13 protein-coding genes are annotated in these 14,296 nt (G+C 42.1%); 7 read left to right on the top strand and 6 right to left on the bottom strand.

Translation table 11 applies throughout. The annotated features are described in order from the left end of the window. Positions 1–187: 187 nt before the first annotated feature. Complete coding sequence (locus CZ794_RS04900) at positions 188–403, bottom strand: cold-shock protein (RefSeq protein WP_062844694.1); 216 nt, start codon at positions 401–403, stop codon at positions 188–190. Between the two features lie 436 nt (positions 404–839). Here CZ794_RS04900 and aroQ point away from each other — a divergent pair, with 436 nt between their 5' ends. After that, on the top strand, positions 840–1,406 hold the full coding sequence (aroQ, locus tag CZ794_RS04895; RefSeq protein ID WP_087040554.1) for a type II 3-dehydroquinate dehydratase: 567 nt from the start codon (positions 840–842) through the stop codon (positions 1,404–1,406). A 124-nt stretch (positions 1,407–1,530) separates the two neighbouring features. Beyond that, positions 1,531–2,832, top strand: coding sequence for an AarF/ABC1/UbiB kinase family protein (locus tag CZ794_RS04890; protein ID WP_087040553.1), 1,302 nt, complete (start codon positions 1,531–1,533; stop codon positions 2,830–2,832). A 46-nt stretch (positions 2,833–2,878) separates the two neighbouring features. On the opposite strand, the gene CZ794_RS04885 is transcribed toward CZ794_RS04890, so the two are convergent. Next, the gene (locus CZ794_RS04885; RefSeq protein ID WP_087040552.1) at positions 2,879–3,709 is read right to left on the bottom strand and encodes an ion transporter; all 831 of its coding nucleotides are present in this window, start codon (positions 3,707–3,709) and stop codon (positions 2,879–2,881) included. Positions 3,710–4,024: 315 nt separating this feature from the next. Here CZ794_RS04885 and CZ794_RS04880 point away from each other — a divergent pair, with 315 nt between their 5' ends. After that, entirely contained in the window at positions 4,025–4,774 is a 750-nt protein-coding gene (locus CZ794_RS04880; RefSeq protein WP_087040551.1) for a YebC/PmpR family DNA-binding transcriptional regulator, read from the top strand. A 106-nt stretch (positions 4,775–4,880) separates the two neighbouring features. On the opposite strand, the gene CZ794_RS04875 is transcribed toward CZ794_RS04880, so the two are convergent. Together CZ794_RS04875 and ftsY are read right to left on the bottom strand one after the other, a co-directional pair. Next, complete coding sequence (locus CZ794_RS04875) at positions 4,881–5,480, bottom strand: methylated-DNA--[protein]-cysteine S-methyltransferase (RefSeq protein WP_087040550.1); 600 nt, start codon at positions 5,478–5,480, stop codon at positions 4,881–4,883. A gap of 54 nt (positions 5,481–5,534) precedes the next feature. Next, positions 5,535–6,965, bottom strand: a complete 1,431-nt coding sequence (gene ftsY / locus CZ794_RS04870; protein ID WP_087040549.1) for a signal recognition particle-docking protein FtsY — start codon at positions 6,963–6,965, stop codon at positions 5,535–5,537. Between the two features lie 313 nt (positions 6,966–7,278). On the opposite strand from ftsY, the gene CZ794_RS14055 reads away from it, so the two are divergent. From CZ794_RS14055 to CZ794_RS04860, 3 genes are all read left to right on the top strand, one after another. Continuing rightward, the gene (locus CZ794_RS14055) at positions 7,279–7,446 is read left to right on the top strand and encodes a hypothetical protein (RefSeq protein WP_179207246.1); all 168 of its coding nucleotides are present in this window, start codon (positions 7,279–7,281) and stop codon (positions 7,444–7,446) included. 79 nt (positions 7,447–7,525) lie between these two features. Continuing rightward, complete coding sequence (locus CZ794_RS04865) at positions 7,526–9,052, top strand: pitrilysin family protein (RefSeq protein WP_087040548.1); 1,527 nt, start codon at positions 7,526–7,528, stop codon at positions 9,050–9,052. Positions 9,053–9,124: 72 nt separating this feature from the next. Next, a complete protein-coding gene (locus CZ794_RS04860) occupies positions 9,125–10,702 on the top strand; it encodes a pitrilysin family protein (protein ID WP_087040547.1) in 1,578 nt (525 codons plus the stop codon). Between the two features lie 103 nt (positions 10,703–10,805). Here the strand turns inward: CZ794_RS04860 and CZ794_RS04855 are convergent, their stop codons facing one another. Then, entirely contained in the window at positions 10,806–11,378 is a 573-nt protein-coding gene (locus tag CZ794_RS04855; RefSeq protein WP_143515703.1) for a hypothetical protein, read from the bottom strand. 234 nt (positions 11,379–11,612) lie between these two features. Then, entirely contained in the window at positions 11,613–12,572 is a 960-nt protein-coding gene (locus CZ794_RS04850) for a D-Ala-D-Ala carboxypeptidase family metallohydrolase (RefSeq protein ID WP_087040545.1), read from the bottom strand. A 258-nt stretch (positions 12,573–12,830) separates the two neighbouring features. Between CZ794_RS04850 and rodA the strand changes: the two genes are divergently transcribed. Then, positions 12,831–13,973, top strand: coding sequence for a rod shape-determining protein RodA (gene rodA / locus CZ794_RS04845; RefSeq protein WP_087040544.1), 1,143 nt, complete (start codon positions 12,831–12,833; stop codon positions 13,971–13,973). Positions 13,974–14,296: the final 323 nt, after the last annotated feature.

The raw sequence follows: 14,296 nt of genomic DNA, 5'->3' as shown, positions 1-14,296 counted from the left end.
TGAGAGCAGCGTTTGATTTGCATATCATTGACAAACATAGGAGCATAAAAAAAGTCAAACCCAATACCTTATTCTACCGAGTATGTTGATGTCACTCAACACAGGTAAGATAAGCTGGGCTTGACTCAGTAGTATATCAGTAGTGTATACAGACAATATAGCGAAACCGCTGTCATGACTGGATAGATTACTCTCCTACTTTTCTGACTTCTTCAGCTTGAAGACCTTTATCGCCTTCAACTACGCTAAACTCAACCTTTTCACCGTCTTTCAAAGAACGATAGCCATCACCTTGAATCGCACGGAAATGAACAAAGATGTCTTCTCCGCTGTCACGTTGAATGAAACCAAAGCCTTTTGAGTCATTAAACCACTTAACGATACCTTGCTCACGAGCTGACATAATATTGCTTCCTAAAAAAGTCCGCTTAGCCCCAAATTCCTTTGCAACATTGCATACAAACGGGATCTAAGATTATAAAATCAAAAACTTAAGAGTACTACTTTTACCATCATTATTTGCATAAAGCCATGGCTTCAAAGAGTCGTTCTTACAACCAACGCTTCTCTTCTACTCAAGCTTATCATAATGATAGTAACAAACTTGCAATAAATATTGCGTAAAAAATATCATAGCACGGGTTTTTAGCAACATAAAGACTTTTAATCTGTTTTTTATTCTTTATTTTATTTACCTCATAATTTTTTTATAACCTTATGGGCAAGCTGTTATCATAAAGACAAATACTATGAAATTAGCTTTTTTACTTTTTTACCATCGATATATTTTACAATAAATTATAATTTACCCTTACTGCTCAACTGTTATAGAGATCATTATGACAACCCCTTCTGTACCTGCCTCAAATACAAAAACCTCAAAGCAAAATACCACCAAACACCTAACCCATAAATTACTGCTGATTAATGGCGTCAATTTAAACTTGCTGGGTAAGCGTGAACCTGAGATTTACGGTCATACAACGCTTGCAGACATTGAGAAGCGTTTGATAGCACGTGCTGCCGAGCACGGTATCGAGTTGATTTGTATACAGTCAAACCATGAAGGCAAGCTGGTCGATGACATACAGCATTATGGGTTGTTGGCCAATGCAACCGAGCAAGTAGATGCGATCATTATCAATCCTGCCGCGTTCACTCATACCTCGGTGGCGCTACGCGATGCCCTACTTGGCACACAAAAACCGTTTATCGAAGTGCATCTATCCAATGTTCATGCGCGCGAGCCTTTTCGCCATCATTCTTACTTGAGCGATGTCGCTGTTGGGGTTATCTGCGGCTTGGGACATTTAGGATATCAGATGGCGTTGACGTATTGGCTTGATCATCTCTACTCTATAGATATGAGCGATATAGATACTCACAATATCCATAGTAGCAACTAAAGGTAAGTACAGGTCAGGGTTTGTATCAGATAACTTTTTTATCAGCACATTAGTTAAACAGCAATCATCTGGTTAAAGTATTAGAATTACGGCTGAGCAAACAATCCACTATATGGTGATATGAATGGCAAAATCGTCTGGAAAGCGCTTTATGAAACTCGCTGGTATGACAGCAAGTATTGCCGGTAAAGCAGCTAAAAACTCATTTAGACATCTCTCAAGCGACGAAGAAAAGCGAATACAAGCGCGCTCAGAGTTGATGCAAGATGTGGGTATTCAGATAGCCGAAACCTTGGGGGAGATGAAAGGCGCCGTCATGAAAGTAGGACAAATTGCCTCACAATACAAAGACGTATTCCCTCCTGAAGTGGCAACTGCGCTAGAAAAACTGCAAAAAGACGCACCGCCGATGCCTTATGCGCAAATCCGCGCACAAGTAGAGCGTGAATTAAAAGCACCCATCAATGAGCTATTCAGCGAATTTGAAGAGATGCCCTTTGCCGCCGCTTCCATTGGGCAGGTGCATAAAGCCATCTTGCCATCTGGACAAAAAGTGGTGGTGAAGGTTCAGTATCCTGATGTGGATGAAAACTGTGACAGTGATCTAAAGCAAGTCCGTATGGCGTTGAAAATCGCTGGTGTGCTCAATATGAGCAAGCAACTACAAGAACAACTATTTAATGAAATTCGCCAAAGCTTGCATGATGAATTGGACTATATTAAAGAAGCCCACAATTTACGAGTGTTTGGGGCTTTCCATGCCAATGATGAAGGTCTTGTTATCCCTAAAGTCATCAGCAGTCACTCATCTAAGCGCATTTTGACCTTGACTGAAGAGATGGGCGAAACCCTAACAGTTGCTGCCACTTGGGACAACGACATCAAAGAAAAGATAGCTGAGCGCTTGTTTCACTTTACTGCAGGGCAATTATTTGGCTTATATCGCATGCACTGTGACCCACACCCCGGCAACTTTGCTTTTCGAGAAGATGGCAGTGTTGTCGCTTATGATTTTGGTGGTATTCGTAGCTATAGTGACAGCGAGGTTCAATTGTTTCGTCGATTCGCCAAACATGCCATTAGAGGCGATGTAACGGCGCTTGAGCAGGATTTGATTGCCTTAGATATCCGCCGAGATGATGACAAAAACATACCTGGGGAATTCTATGAAAAATGGCTATCCATTGGTCTAAAACCTTTATCTATTAAGCCTTATCATGAAGGCGATTTTGATTTTGGTAGTAGCCAAATACATCACGAAGCCATTGCGCAAATGCGTACCTCTTTGAAATACTTTGGTCAATTTCAGCCGTCTGCAACCACTATGATGCTAGATCGTACCATATCTGGACAGTATTGGAACTTAGTCAATTTGGGTGTTAAGATTGATTTGTCACCATTCGTCGATGATTATATTGATGTCTAGACAATAAGTATATTTCTGGATGTTAGACGAACGCCAGTGTCACTATCTAGACGTGTAATGCATGACCACAGCGATCACAAAACTCAGCCCCTATGGCATGACCGAACTTGCCACAGTTCGGGCAGGTCACTGGATTAAGCTGCGGACGCATGTTACGTGTCAACTCTGAGGTAAAAATACCGGTTGGTACCGCAATGACGGCATAACCTGTAATCATGACCATCGTTGCGATGGCCTGACCAAGTGGCGTTTTCGGTGAAATATCACCATATCCTACTGTGGTTAATGTCACAACGGCCCAATAAATAGAGATTGGAATACTGGTAAAACCGTTTTCTGGACCTTCCACCACGTATACGATGGAGCCATAGATAGTCACCAAAAGAACGAGTGATAAGAAAAATACCGTTATTTTTTGCTGACTGGTTCTTAGTGCTGACGCCAAAAAACCTGCTTGTTGCATATAACCTTTGAGCTTAAGAACCCGAAACACCCGTAAAAGACGCAAAATACGTATGACAATAAGGTACTGTACGCCACCAAAGACAAGGCTCAAGTAACTGGGTAAGATAGACAGCAAATCTACAATACCAAAAAAACTGAATGCATAACGAAAACGATTGGGCGCCGAAAACAGCCTCAATATATATTCAATCGTGAACAAAATGGTAAAAAACCATTCTGCATAAAAAAATATCGTTCCATATTGCAAGCGTACAAACAACACACTGTCTAACATGACCACGCCCACACTGGCCAAAATAGCAATCAGCAACACAATATCGAAAAGCTTACCCAAACGGGTATCCGTACCTTCAATGATGATATGAATGCGGTTGCGTAAGTGTGTGATGGCTTCGGTGGTTGGTTGTTTCATAGAGTCCGTACGTCGTAAAATCAATGGCTTGATAATAAGCAATGACTTAAAATATGAGGAATAAGGCCAAATTGGTTAAAATACACGAAACTGGTTTATAATATTCCCGACTTATCACCGTGAATATAACGCATAAGTTGCCACAGTGTAGCAAAAAAGCACTTCTAACGACATAAAAATCGTTAGTACGTAGGTAGCTCTATTACTTTAAGTACTCAGATAGGCTCAATGACAGATATACATTTAAGCGTTGAGAAGTGTTATTAATCGGTTTTTTAAGCATAAAAAATAATACGCAAAAATTAAGGATGTAATATGGCAGGCCATTCAAAATGGGCAAATATCAAACACCGTAAAGCCCGTCAGGATGCGGTAAAAGGTAAGATATTTACCAAGATTATTCGTGAAATTGTTTCTGCTGCCAAGCAAGGTGATCCTGATCCGGATAAGAACCCACGCTTGCGTGCTGTCATCGAAAAAGCATTGTCGGTCAATATGACCCGAGACACCATCAATCGCGCTGTCGATCGCGGTACTGGTGGCGGTGACAACGAAAACATGGAAGAAGTCAGCTATGAGGGCTATGGGGTTGGCGGTGTGGCAGTATTGGTTGAGACTATGACTGACAATCTTAATCGTACTGTCAGCGAAGTACGTCATGCATTTACAAAAAATGATGGTAATTTGGGCACGTCAGGATCGGTGGCTTACCTATTTACCAAACGCGGTGAAATCAGTTTTAATGATACCAGCTTAGAAGAAGATATCATGCTGGTTGCGCTAGAGGCTGGCGCGCTCGATATCGAAAATGATGGCGAAACATTGATGGTCATCACTGAATGGGAAAGTTTTGGTCAAGTTCAAGACGCGCTTAATGCTGCTGGTCTTGTCTCTGACAATGCAGAAGTGACTATGTCGCCATCAACCACCGCTGAGATAGACAATGTGGATGATGCCGAAAAAATCCTCAAAATGATCGATATGTTAGAAGATGCTGATGATGTGCAAGAAGTTTATACGAACGTGAACTTCTCTGCTGACGTAATGGCACAGCTTGAGGGATAAGTTTATTCCGTTATTGGTTGTTACTCACATAAAAAGCCAAACGTTTATGACGTTTGGCCTTTTTTTACTTTACGACTGATAACTATGGGTTGTGACTTAACTCAAACTAGACTTTGCAACGAACCCCTTCTAGTGCCAACAAGTATGCCTTTTTATCCAGCCCGCCTGTATAACCGCCAAGTTTACCATCACTGCTAATGACTCGGTGACAAGGAATAATCACGCTAAAGGGATTTTTACCATTAGCATTTGCTACTGCGCGAAAGCCTTTGGGGTTATCTACTCGTTGAGCAAGAGTGGCATAGCTAATAGTCTCGCCATATCCAATCTCTTGCAGTGCGTTCCAAACTCTTTGCTGAAATTCTGTACCCGAACTGGTATCAATCGGCAAATCAAAGTCGCAGCGCTGTCCTTGCATATAATGCTGTATCTGAGCAATGCTTGCCAGCAATACCGCTTGTTCCTTGTCATTAGCATCTAACTGCTCAGCTGCAATAAATATCACCTCATCGGCATCAAACTTATAATGCTTTGATAGAGCCTTGAGTTTGATTTTATCTTGCCAGTGCTCATCAAGCGTAAGCCAATTACACCAAATCAGCTTTGCTGTATTGTTAATGACGTGGCTTGCCAGCAACAAAGCTGCTTTAGGTGATGAGCTATCGTCATGAACGATATCGGTTAATGCAACGCTGGTAACGATCATATTGAGACTCCTTTCCTATTATCTGATTACTGGCAATATCAATGATTACTCTAGCTACTCTTTATTGTCTGTTTCAAACAATGCAGCAACGAATTGTTTTGGACTAAAGGCACGCAAATCGTCAATTGATTCGCCTACCCCAATATAACGGATAGGCACATCGGTCGTCTCAGCAATATTAAAGACCACCCCGCCTTTAGCCGTACCATCTAATTTAGTAATAGTAATACCCGTCAATGGTACTGCTTTATTAAATAATTCAACTTGGTTAATCGCATTTTGACCAGTGCCCGCATCAAGAACAATCATGCCTTCGTGCGGTGCGCTTGGATCCGCTTTACGCATGACTCGTACTACTTTTTCGAGCTCAGCCATCAGATGCGTTTTGTTTTGCAAACGCCCTGCCGTATCGGCTATGAGCACATCAATATTTTTTGCTTTGGCAGATTGCATGGCATCAAAGATAACAGAGGCACTATCAGAACCATGACCTTGTGCGACGACTGGGATGTTATTGCGCTCACCCCAAATTTGTAGCTGCTCAGTAGCCGCCGCACGAAACGTATCACCTGCCGCCAGCATGACTGATTTGCCTTCACCTTGTAAACGCTTAGCAAGCTTACCGATGGTAGTGGTTTTCCCCACTCCATTGACACCCACCATCAAGATAACAAAAGGTTTTTTACTGGTATCAATCACGAGTGGCTCGACTTTAGGGGTTAAGATATCAACCAACTCACTTTGTAGTGCTTTATACAATGAATGAGCATAGATTAGATCGCCACGGGCCGTCTGCTCAGTTAAGCTTTTGATAATGCGATTGGTGGCATTGACACCGATATCGGCAACCAACAACTGATCTTCCACTTCTTCTAACAACTCATCATCGATCTCTTTCCCACCGATAAGAATACTGACCATACCTTCAGCCAAATTCTTACGCGACTTACTAAGCCCCGTTTTCATACGATTAAACCAGCTGCCTGATTTTTTATTTTCTTGAGTCTCTTGTGATGCTACAGCAGAGTTTTCTAGTTCTGGCGCTTTTGGTGGGTTGTCCATAGGCGCAACGCTTGGCGTATCCCCTAGCTGCTCTTGTAACGGCATCGCTGGGATAGAAGACATGGCATCGGTGTTAACATTAGTATTAACATTGACAGCTGCTTCTGTCTCTTTGGCATCTGAAAAGCTTTCAAATGTATTATGAAGGGTACTCTGTCCTTCTGTCATACCAACGGGCGTGGCCAGAGCGATACTATTGGATTCGTCAGTACTGACAATATCTTGCTCGCTCGTATCATTGACTTGTTGCTCTGATATGCCTTTGTTATTGGGCGTTTTGGTTGCGACAGTCTCTTCAGTCTCGTCAATGATGGGGACAGATTGCGTCGGCAGACTGGGTAAGGTAATATCATCGTCATCTAAGTCATCAAGATCGCCGTCAAGATTGATGACCACACGATTGCTATTATTTGGATTGTTCATAAGTTCGCCCTAAAAGTTATCACTATCAATTATTCGTTTATTTTAAGTAGATTTATTCATCGTCATAAGCATACTGCCTTATGACAGACAATTTTTAGCCTAGTTTAGCATAGTTCAAGTGGCTCTCAGACCTTACCATCGTAGACTATCATCAAAATTTACAAGTTCAAGAGACTAATGGAGCGTTTAAGAAAGTTTTGCTTAAGATTTGGACACAAAAATCTGACCTCTTATCAGACGAACTTCGCCTACTCTAACAAGCTTTACTTCATCATTTTTTTGTCACTTTATACTTAATTTATAGGAATCCCCCATGACATCGTTATCTACTCTTCGTAAAAGACAAAGCAAAAAAACAGTGGTTATGAGCGCCACCTTATTATTTGCGACATTTGCTCTATCAGCCGTCTCAGGTTGCACAACCACACAAGAATTTAAACCGACTGCCAGCGTAATGGTTGGGGCACACAAATCATTATAAAACCGTTTATGGTTATATTTGGATGTAGTGCATCCATCCCTTCCTCTACAACTTGTCATTTATATAAGTAGAACATACCATGTCATCGTCTTTACCTCTATCGACTCTTTCGCTGCGTATCGCCTGTGCGCTGGCCATGACCACTACGCTTGCTGCTTGCCAAACCAGTACTATTGGCTCTAACTCCTCTACTCTCAACAATCCAGCTACCCAAGCGGTTTCAAATAAAAATACCCTGAGCCAGAACACTTCAGGTCAAAACACAGCAGATCAAGACAAAAAAGCGCAAACAGACATATCATCTGAGCTGACCATGAATACGTCAGGTCGACATGAATATCAGTTAGAAAACGGCCTAAAAGTAGTGGTAAAAGAAGATCATCGCGCACCAGTGGTTATGACACAGATTTGGTATCGGGTGGGTTCTACAGATGAGCCCGCTGATAAAGGCGGTATTTCTCACTTGCTTGAACATATGATGTTCAAAGGCACGTCTAATGTTTCAAGTGATGATTATGAGCGTTTGATTGCCAAGTTCGGCGGCGTCAATAATGCTTTTACTAGCTATGACTATACGGGCTACTACGAGCTGTTTCCGGCCAACCGCTTTCCTTTAGCATTAGAGCTTGAAGCAGATCGCATGAAAAACTTAATGTTTAACGATGACGCTTTTGCTAAAGAGCATCAAGTTGTGATGGAAGAACGTCGCCAGCGCACTGATGACAATCCATTGGCTAAAGCCTACGAGTCGTTTCGTTTACTTGCCTTACCTGATAGCCCTAAAGGCGAGTCTGTCATTGGGCCTATGAATGAGCTGGAATCTATCAAGCTCTCAGACCTAAAAGACTGGTACAAGACATGGTACGCCCCAAACAATGCCACACTAGTCATTGTGGGTGATGTCGAGCCGACAGAGGTATTGGCGCAAGTCAAACGTTACTTTGGTGAGCTGTCCCCTAGCGAGCTGCCAAATCGTCCTGCTGTCAATCAAAAAGGTTTCCGTGGCTATCAGAAAGTCGATTCTGAGCAAGCCGTACAAGTTCCAGTGCTATTGATGGGTTACAACGTACCAAGTCTGGTAACAGCAGGTGCTAATAATGAAAATCAAGCTTATGCACTGTCATTGGCTCAGGACGTATTAGATGGCGGTTTGTCTGCACGATTGGAGAGTCGATTAATACGTGAAAAAGGCCTTTTGACGACAGTAGGTACATCTTATGACCTACTAGATCGTGGCGACGGGCTATTTTTGATTCAGGCGACGCCGCGTGAAGGCGTCAGCCTCGATCAAGCGCAACAAGCCATCATCGCTGAAATAGAAAAGCTAAAGACCGACCCCATCAACGCCGATGAAATCAGTCGTGCCAAAACCAACACAGTAACAGGTCTCGTCTACGCTCAAGATAGTATGGAAGGTCAAGCACGTATGATTGGTTCACTACAGTCTATTGGTCTTGATGACAGGCTGCTTGCCGAGCTACCCGCCAAACTCGATAAAGTAACGATTGCTGATATTCAAGCGGCAAGTAAAAAGTACTTGGTAAAGGATAATTTGACAGTGATGCATATCATACCGCCCAACGATAGTGCTGCTAAAAAAGATTAGTAATGATAATGCATGATTCCTTCATCCAATCAAAAAGCCAACTAAGCAGGCTTCATTAATAAGAAGAAAACCATGACCCAACCCAGTGATTTATATCAAATTAGAAAAAAGTCGTTGAATAACGCGCGCCCCTCAACGCTAGTAGCCACATCTACGCTCAAGAAATTATCCAGTCTGAGCGTTGGCGTATTATTAGGTCTTACAACGCTGACTGTGACAGCACAGGCAGAGACCGCAGGTGCTGAAGAGCCTCGTGGATCAGCGACATTGGTTGACACCAACGCACCAATTGCTGCCTTATCAAAATTGACCAGCATTGACAAGGCCAAGCCCTTAAAGGTTACCGCACCCGAAATTCAACAATTTAAAACAAAAGCTGGCGTGCCCGTACTCTTTGTAAGAACGACCACCCTACCAATTGTCGATATTGATTTGCGTTTTAACGCTGGTAGCGCTCGTGATGGCAGCATACGTAAAGACGGTTTTGGTATTGCCAATATGACTGCGACGATGCTGACACAGGGCACCAACAAGCTCAATGAAGATGAGTTCACCCGAGCAGGTGAAACATTGGGTATTGATCTAAACAGCAGTGCCTATAAGGATATGTTTATCGTCTCGCTGCGTAGCTTGTCTGACGACAAACATTTACTACCTGGTATCGACTTAATGACTCAGATGCTCACTGATCCTGCTTTTGACGATCAAACATTAGCCCGCAACAAAGCACGGCTTCTGGTGGGCTTACAGCAGCAAAAGCAAGACCCAAACAGTTTGGCAAGTAACGCTTTTAACCAAGCCTTGTATGGTGACCATCCTTACGCCCATCCGTCAGCTGGTACTTTAGACACTGTACCTAATATCGACAGACAACAATTGATTGACTTTAAAAACCGTTATTTGGTTGCTGCCAACGCTTCTATTGCGATGACAGGCAATCTGACCTTGGCACAAGCGAAAAAACTGGCAGAAGGTATCACTGCTGGATTACCCGCTGGTCAATCTGCCGCAACGTTACCTGAGCCAAAACCGCTCAATCAGACAAAACACATCCACATTCCGTTTCCAAGTACTCAGACCACCATATTAATGGGTCAATTGGGCAGTAAACGTGCGACCAACCCACAAGATCAGCAGCAACAAACCAATTTTGCGGTGGGTAATGAAGTGCTGGCCGGTAGCAGTTTTAATGCACGCTTGATGACTGAGGTTAGGCAAAACCTTGGTTATACCTATGGAATTACGGGCTCAATGAATCCGATGCTGGCCAAAGGCCCTTATCAGATTGGTTTTTCGACCCGTAATGATAAAGCGCGTGATGCCATTGATGCCAGCTTAGCCGTCATCAATGACACTTTGGATCAAGGCATTACCAATAGTGAGATGCGCCTAACAACAGACAATCTTAAAAACAGCTTCCCGATGGGCTTTGCAAGCAATGCTGGTATCAATAACTTACTCGGTATGATGAATTTTTATCAATTACCCAATGACTATCTAAGTAACTATATCAATCGTATTGATCAAGTGAAGCTTGCAGGCGTCAATCAAGCGATGCGCGACACCCTAAAACCTGAAGACTTTTTAATTGTCACCGTTGGACAAGACGACCCATGGAAAGACAAAAAGGGTAAAAAACCATCGTCATAAAACCTGCGGTAAAAGACATATAAATAAGGGGCAATGCATACAGCATCGCCCCTTATTTAGTATAAATACCAATAATATATATGTCACTTTAAAACTGAACCCATTAATCAGAAACCGTTACGGCCACGTCATACACAAGATTTTTGGGTTTATAAGTTGCCCCATTATATGCCAATCGAATCACATGTTTGTCGTAAGAATCGACCTTATAATCGCCATTGGCGAAATTATGCATCATAGGTACTATCAATAGTGCTTCGATTTGACTGTCATTGACTTTGACAGAGATGCTTTGACCACTACGTGGGTATAAAAAATAATCGCAATGGTTGTCTATCATAACTTCTTTAGTGCGTTCGATGACCTGACTGCCCACTTCTTCTTGTATGAGTTTTGGACAAAGGTCTGTACGCTCAGCCGCCAATCTGGCGTAAGAGTTTTTGATGTTTTCCTCAACCTCTTTCGCATTTTGTGCTTTTCTGTTGAGCTTGGTAGATTTATCTCTCGTCAACGAATGGTCTTCAGGCGAGGTCTCTGGACTACAAGCACTCACAAATAGTAAGAACAGAAAAACCAGACCAAACAAAGCCACGGCTATATTGTTTGGTCGTAGAAAAGTCCTTTTTGATTTACCAGAATCGTCATCTTTAGGTATTATTGAATACCGTTTTTTCATAAATCCTGCTCATAGTCAGTGCTGTTTTTTTACTTTATGCATCAAAAATATAAAGTGAATAAAACTTACTATTAAAGCACAATTTATGAGTGTTAGAAAATTTATGATGACTTGACCGTCTATCTTTTAAATCTACAATATTTGAACTTCTGTACCAATCTTTATGAGTGTTATTCTATTTCTCGCCTTGCAAAATGCTCATCTAAAGTCCGAATGGTTTATAGATAAGATCAATTAGTAACGGCAAGAAGAGCTACTACTAGCATGGTTAAAACCCCATTTGCGGTAACCATCTGTATCTAAATGAATGGCGCCTGTGGCATACAATCCCAAACCAAAATTGTGCTCTTTTCCTTGATACTGCCAAAACTGACACAAACCATCTTGCATGGTACTGCGCTGCCACAAATTATCTTCGTACTCTGGTACCCAGATATCCATTGCACTTCCATTCATGTGCTTGCTACTGTCTGCACCACCTGCACAATTATTTAAGCCAGGACTGCGATATACCGAGCGTATCTCACTGGTGGCTGGAATAATGCCTTGGTTTTTGAGCTCAGTATACAAACGTAACGTCGGTACTATATTTGCCCATAACTCTTGTGGGGGTAACTGGTAAGGCTCATAGCCACATTTGTCCCAGCTACGCGCTGTAGTGAGCAGTTGCGACAAGGGTGGTACGTTTCGCGCTCCTACTCTTGTAGTCAGATATCGTTGATATTCTGCAACTTGCTGAGCACGGTAGCTATTGCTGTTTAACCACGCATTAAAACTTATGTTGCTAGAGTCACTATTGGTACTATTATAAGTATTGTTTGCGGTACTGTATTTATTATAAGTGGTGCTATATACAGGCGTACGGCGATTGATATTTACCTGCTTGCTCTCTTGAATCGATATGTTTGCATTGGGCGTAAAATCACGCTGCTTTTGGGCAATGAGCCCTTGCATACTATCGCCAGTATTTGCACCGCTTAGCATCGTTACACCAGGACTGTGATTTGAAGCATTGGTAGAAGCGCTGATATAAGCATTAATACTATCGGTGTTATTACCCTGACGTATTTGAATACGGCGCTCACTGCTGTCACTCAGTAAAGCGGCTTGGGCAGAGAGACTGCTGGCACAGATAAATAGTACGACAAGCGGTTTGTGAATTTGTCTGTAAGTAGAATTTTTTGTGTTGGTCATTGCAAGAAACTACCAATAAAAAGGTTTTATCGATACTATCAAATTTTTGGTAAGCAAGCTAAACTATCGTCTCTAATTAGAGAGGTGATATTCGTAATTAACACTTATCCTCACAGTTTTTATAATTACGTGATTTTGGTACTTGTACGTTACCTTATTGTTGATGTTCAATTAGAATAGACACAGTATTGTCACATTTTGAGCCTTCTTTTTAAGTAAAAACTCCTTACTCCTTCAATTGCTAGTCACCTTTTGCCTATGTCTTCTAACCTGCAGTATCGTTTTTCACGTCAAAGCCATCACTTAGGTCAAGGTCATGCACCGACACTATGGCAACGTATACATATAGATCCTTGGTTGACCCTTCTTTTGTTAACGGTTTGCTGTATTGGTCTGACAATTTTATACAGCGCTTCTGGCCAAGAAGTGAATATGGTCATACGTCAAATGGTCAGCTATGGGGTGGCTTTTTCGGTTATGTTTACTATGGCGCAGATACCACCCAGTATCTATCGCACCTTTACGCCTATTTTTTATGTACTTGGCTTAGTGCTGCTGATTTTGGTCGATATCATCGGCGAAGTACGTATGGGTGCTCAGCGCTGGATTAATTTACCCGGATTTGGTAGTGTACAACCGTCTGAATTTATGAAACTGGGTATGCCCATGATGTGCGCTTGGTTTTTATCCAAACGTGACCTGCCACCTTCTTTTTCGAGTATTGCGATTACCTTGACCTTGATCGTTGTTCCCGTATTACTGATTGCTAAAGAGCCTGATCTTGGTACATCGCTTCTGGTAGCAGGCAGTGGTATATTTGTCCTGTTTTTGGCAGGGTTGTCTTGGCGATTGATTTCAGCCGCTGCCATTTTAGCCGTGCCTTTTATTGCTTTTGCATGGAATTTTTTATTACATGATTATCAACGCACACGTGTCTTGACCCTACTCAATCCAGAAGCAGATGTCCAAGGGGCTGGCTGGAATATCATTCAATCGAAAACGGCTATCGGTGCAGGTGGTCTCACTGGTAAAGGCTATTTGGAAGGCACACAATCCCATTTGCATTTCTTACCAGAAGGTCATACCGATTTCATCATCGCCGCTTTCTCCGAGGAGTTTGGTCTGTTAGGCGTCATGCTATTGATGTTTATTTACTCTTGTTTGCTTATGCGCGCGTTGTATATTGCGTTTACGCATCCTGACGTTTATAGCAGATTGTTAGCTGGCGCTATTGCCATGTCTTTCTTTGTTTATGTGTTTGTTAATGTTGGGATGGTCAGCGGTCTTTTGCCTGTCGTTGGTGTACCCTTACCTTTCATCAGTTATGGCGGTACAGCTATCGTCACCCTAATGGCTGGATTTGGGCTATTGATGTCTATTCATACGCATAAAAGCAACTAGGCTCCAGTCTACCAAATTATATATAAATCAACGGTTTACTGTCACTTTTATCTTACAATGCCCTTGAAATGTGTCAGTAAACCCATTATATAAACCTCCTCGCTATAATAAATATGATGCAAAGTTAGTATCCAATCTTTATAAGCTACATAAGAATGCTGTTTATTTTTCAACTGGCATTCCTACCCTTCTTGCTAACGCCCGTCTTATTTCAGTTTGAACAAAGAAATTTGCGTAATCATTTCACGTAGACGATTACTCTTCTAATCTGTTACTGATTCCATTACTCTAAAAACATGAATAGTCATGATTGATATCCTTAA

Origin of the sequence: Psychrobacter sp. JB385 (assembly GCF_900163785.1) — a bacterium.
In the GTDB taxonomy this organism is placed as follows: domain Bacteria; phylum Pseudomonadota; class Gammaproteobacteria; order Pseudomonadales; family Moraxellaceae; genus Psychrobacter.
Note: the sequence above shows the minus strand (reverse complement) of the source record. Positions and strands in the feature narration are given on the sequence as shown.

Coding starts and splice junctions, on each gene's coding strand:
- CZ794_RS04885 (WP_087040552.1), bottom strand. CDS start 3,709: ATGAAACAACCAACCACCGAAGCCATCACACACTTACGCAACCGCATT.
- CZ794_RS04855 (WP_143515703.1), bottom strand. CDS start 11,378: ATGAAAAAACGGTATTCAATAATACCTAAAGATGACGATTCTGGTAAA.
- aroQ (WP_087040554.1), top strand. CDS start 840: ATGACAACCCCTTCTGTACCTGCCTCAAATACAAAAACCTCAAAGCAA.
- CZ794_RS04875 (WP_087040550.1), bottom strand. CDS start 5,480: ATGATCGTTACCAGCGTTGCATTAACCGATATCGTTCATGACGATAGC.
- CZ794_RS04860 (WP_087040547.1), top strand. CDS start 9,125: ATGACCCAACCCAGTGATTTATATCAAATTAGAAAAAAGTCGTTGAAT.
- rodA (WP_087040544.1), top strand. CDS start 12,831: ATGTCTTCTAACCTGCAGTATCGTTTTTCACGTCAAAGCCATCACTTA.
- CZ794_RS04900 (WP_062844694.1), bottom strand. CDS start 403: ATGTCAGCTCGTGAGCAAGGTATCGTTAAGTGGTTTAATGACTCAAAA.
- CZ794_RS04880 (WP_087040551.1), top strand. CDS start 4,025: ATGGCAGGCCATTCAAAATGGGCAAATATCAAACACCGTAAAGCCCGT.
- CZ794_RS04865 (WP_087040548.1), top strand. CDS start 7,526: ATGTCATCGTCTTTACCTCTATCGACTCTTTCGCTGCGTATCGCCTGT.
- CZ794_RS14055 (WP_179207246.1), top strand. CDS start 7,279: ATGACATCGTTATCTACTCTTCGTAAAAGACAAAGCAAAAAAACAGTG.
- ftsY (WP_087040549.1), bottom strand. CDS start 6,965: ATGAACAATCCAAATAATAGCAATCGTGTGGTCATCAATCTTGACGGC.
- CZ794_RS04850 (WP_087040545.1), bottom strand. CDS start 12,572: ATGACCAACACAAAAAATTCTACTTACAGACAAATTCACAAACCGCTT.
- CZ794_RS04890 (WP_087040553.1), top strand. CDS start 1,531: ATGGCAAAATCGTCTGGAAAGCGCTTTATGAAACTCGCTGGTATGACA.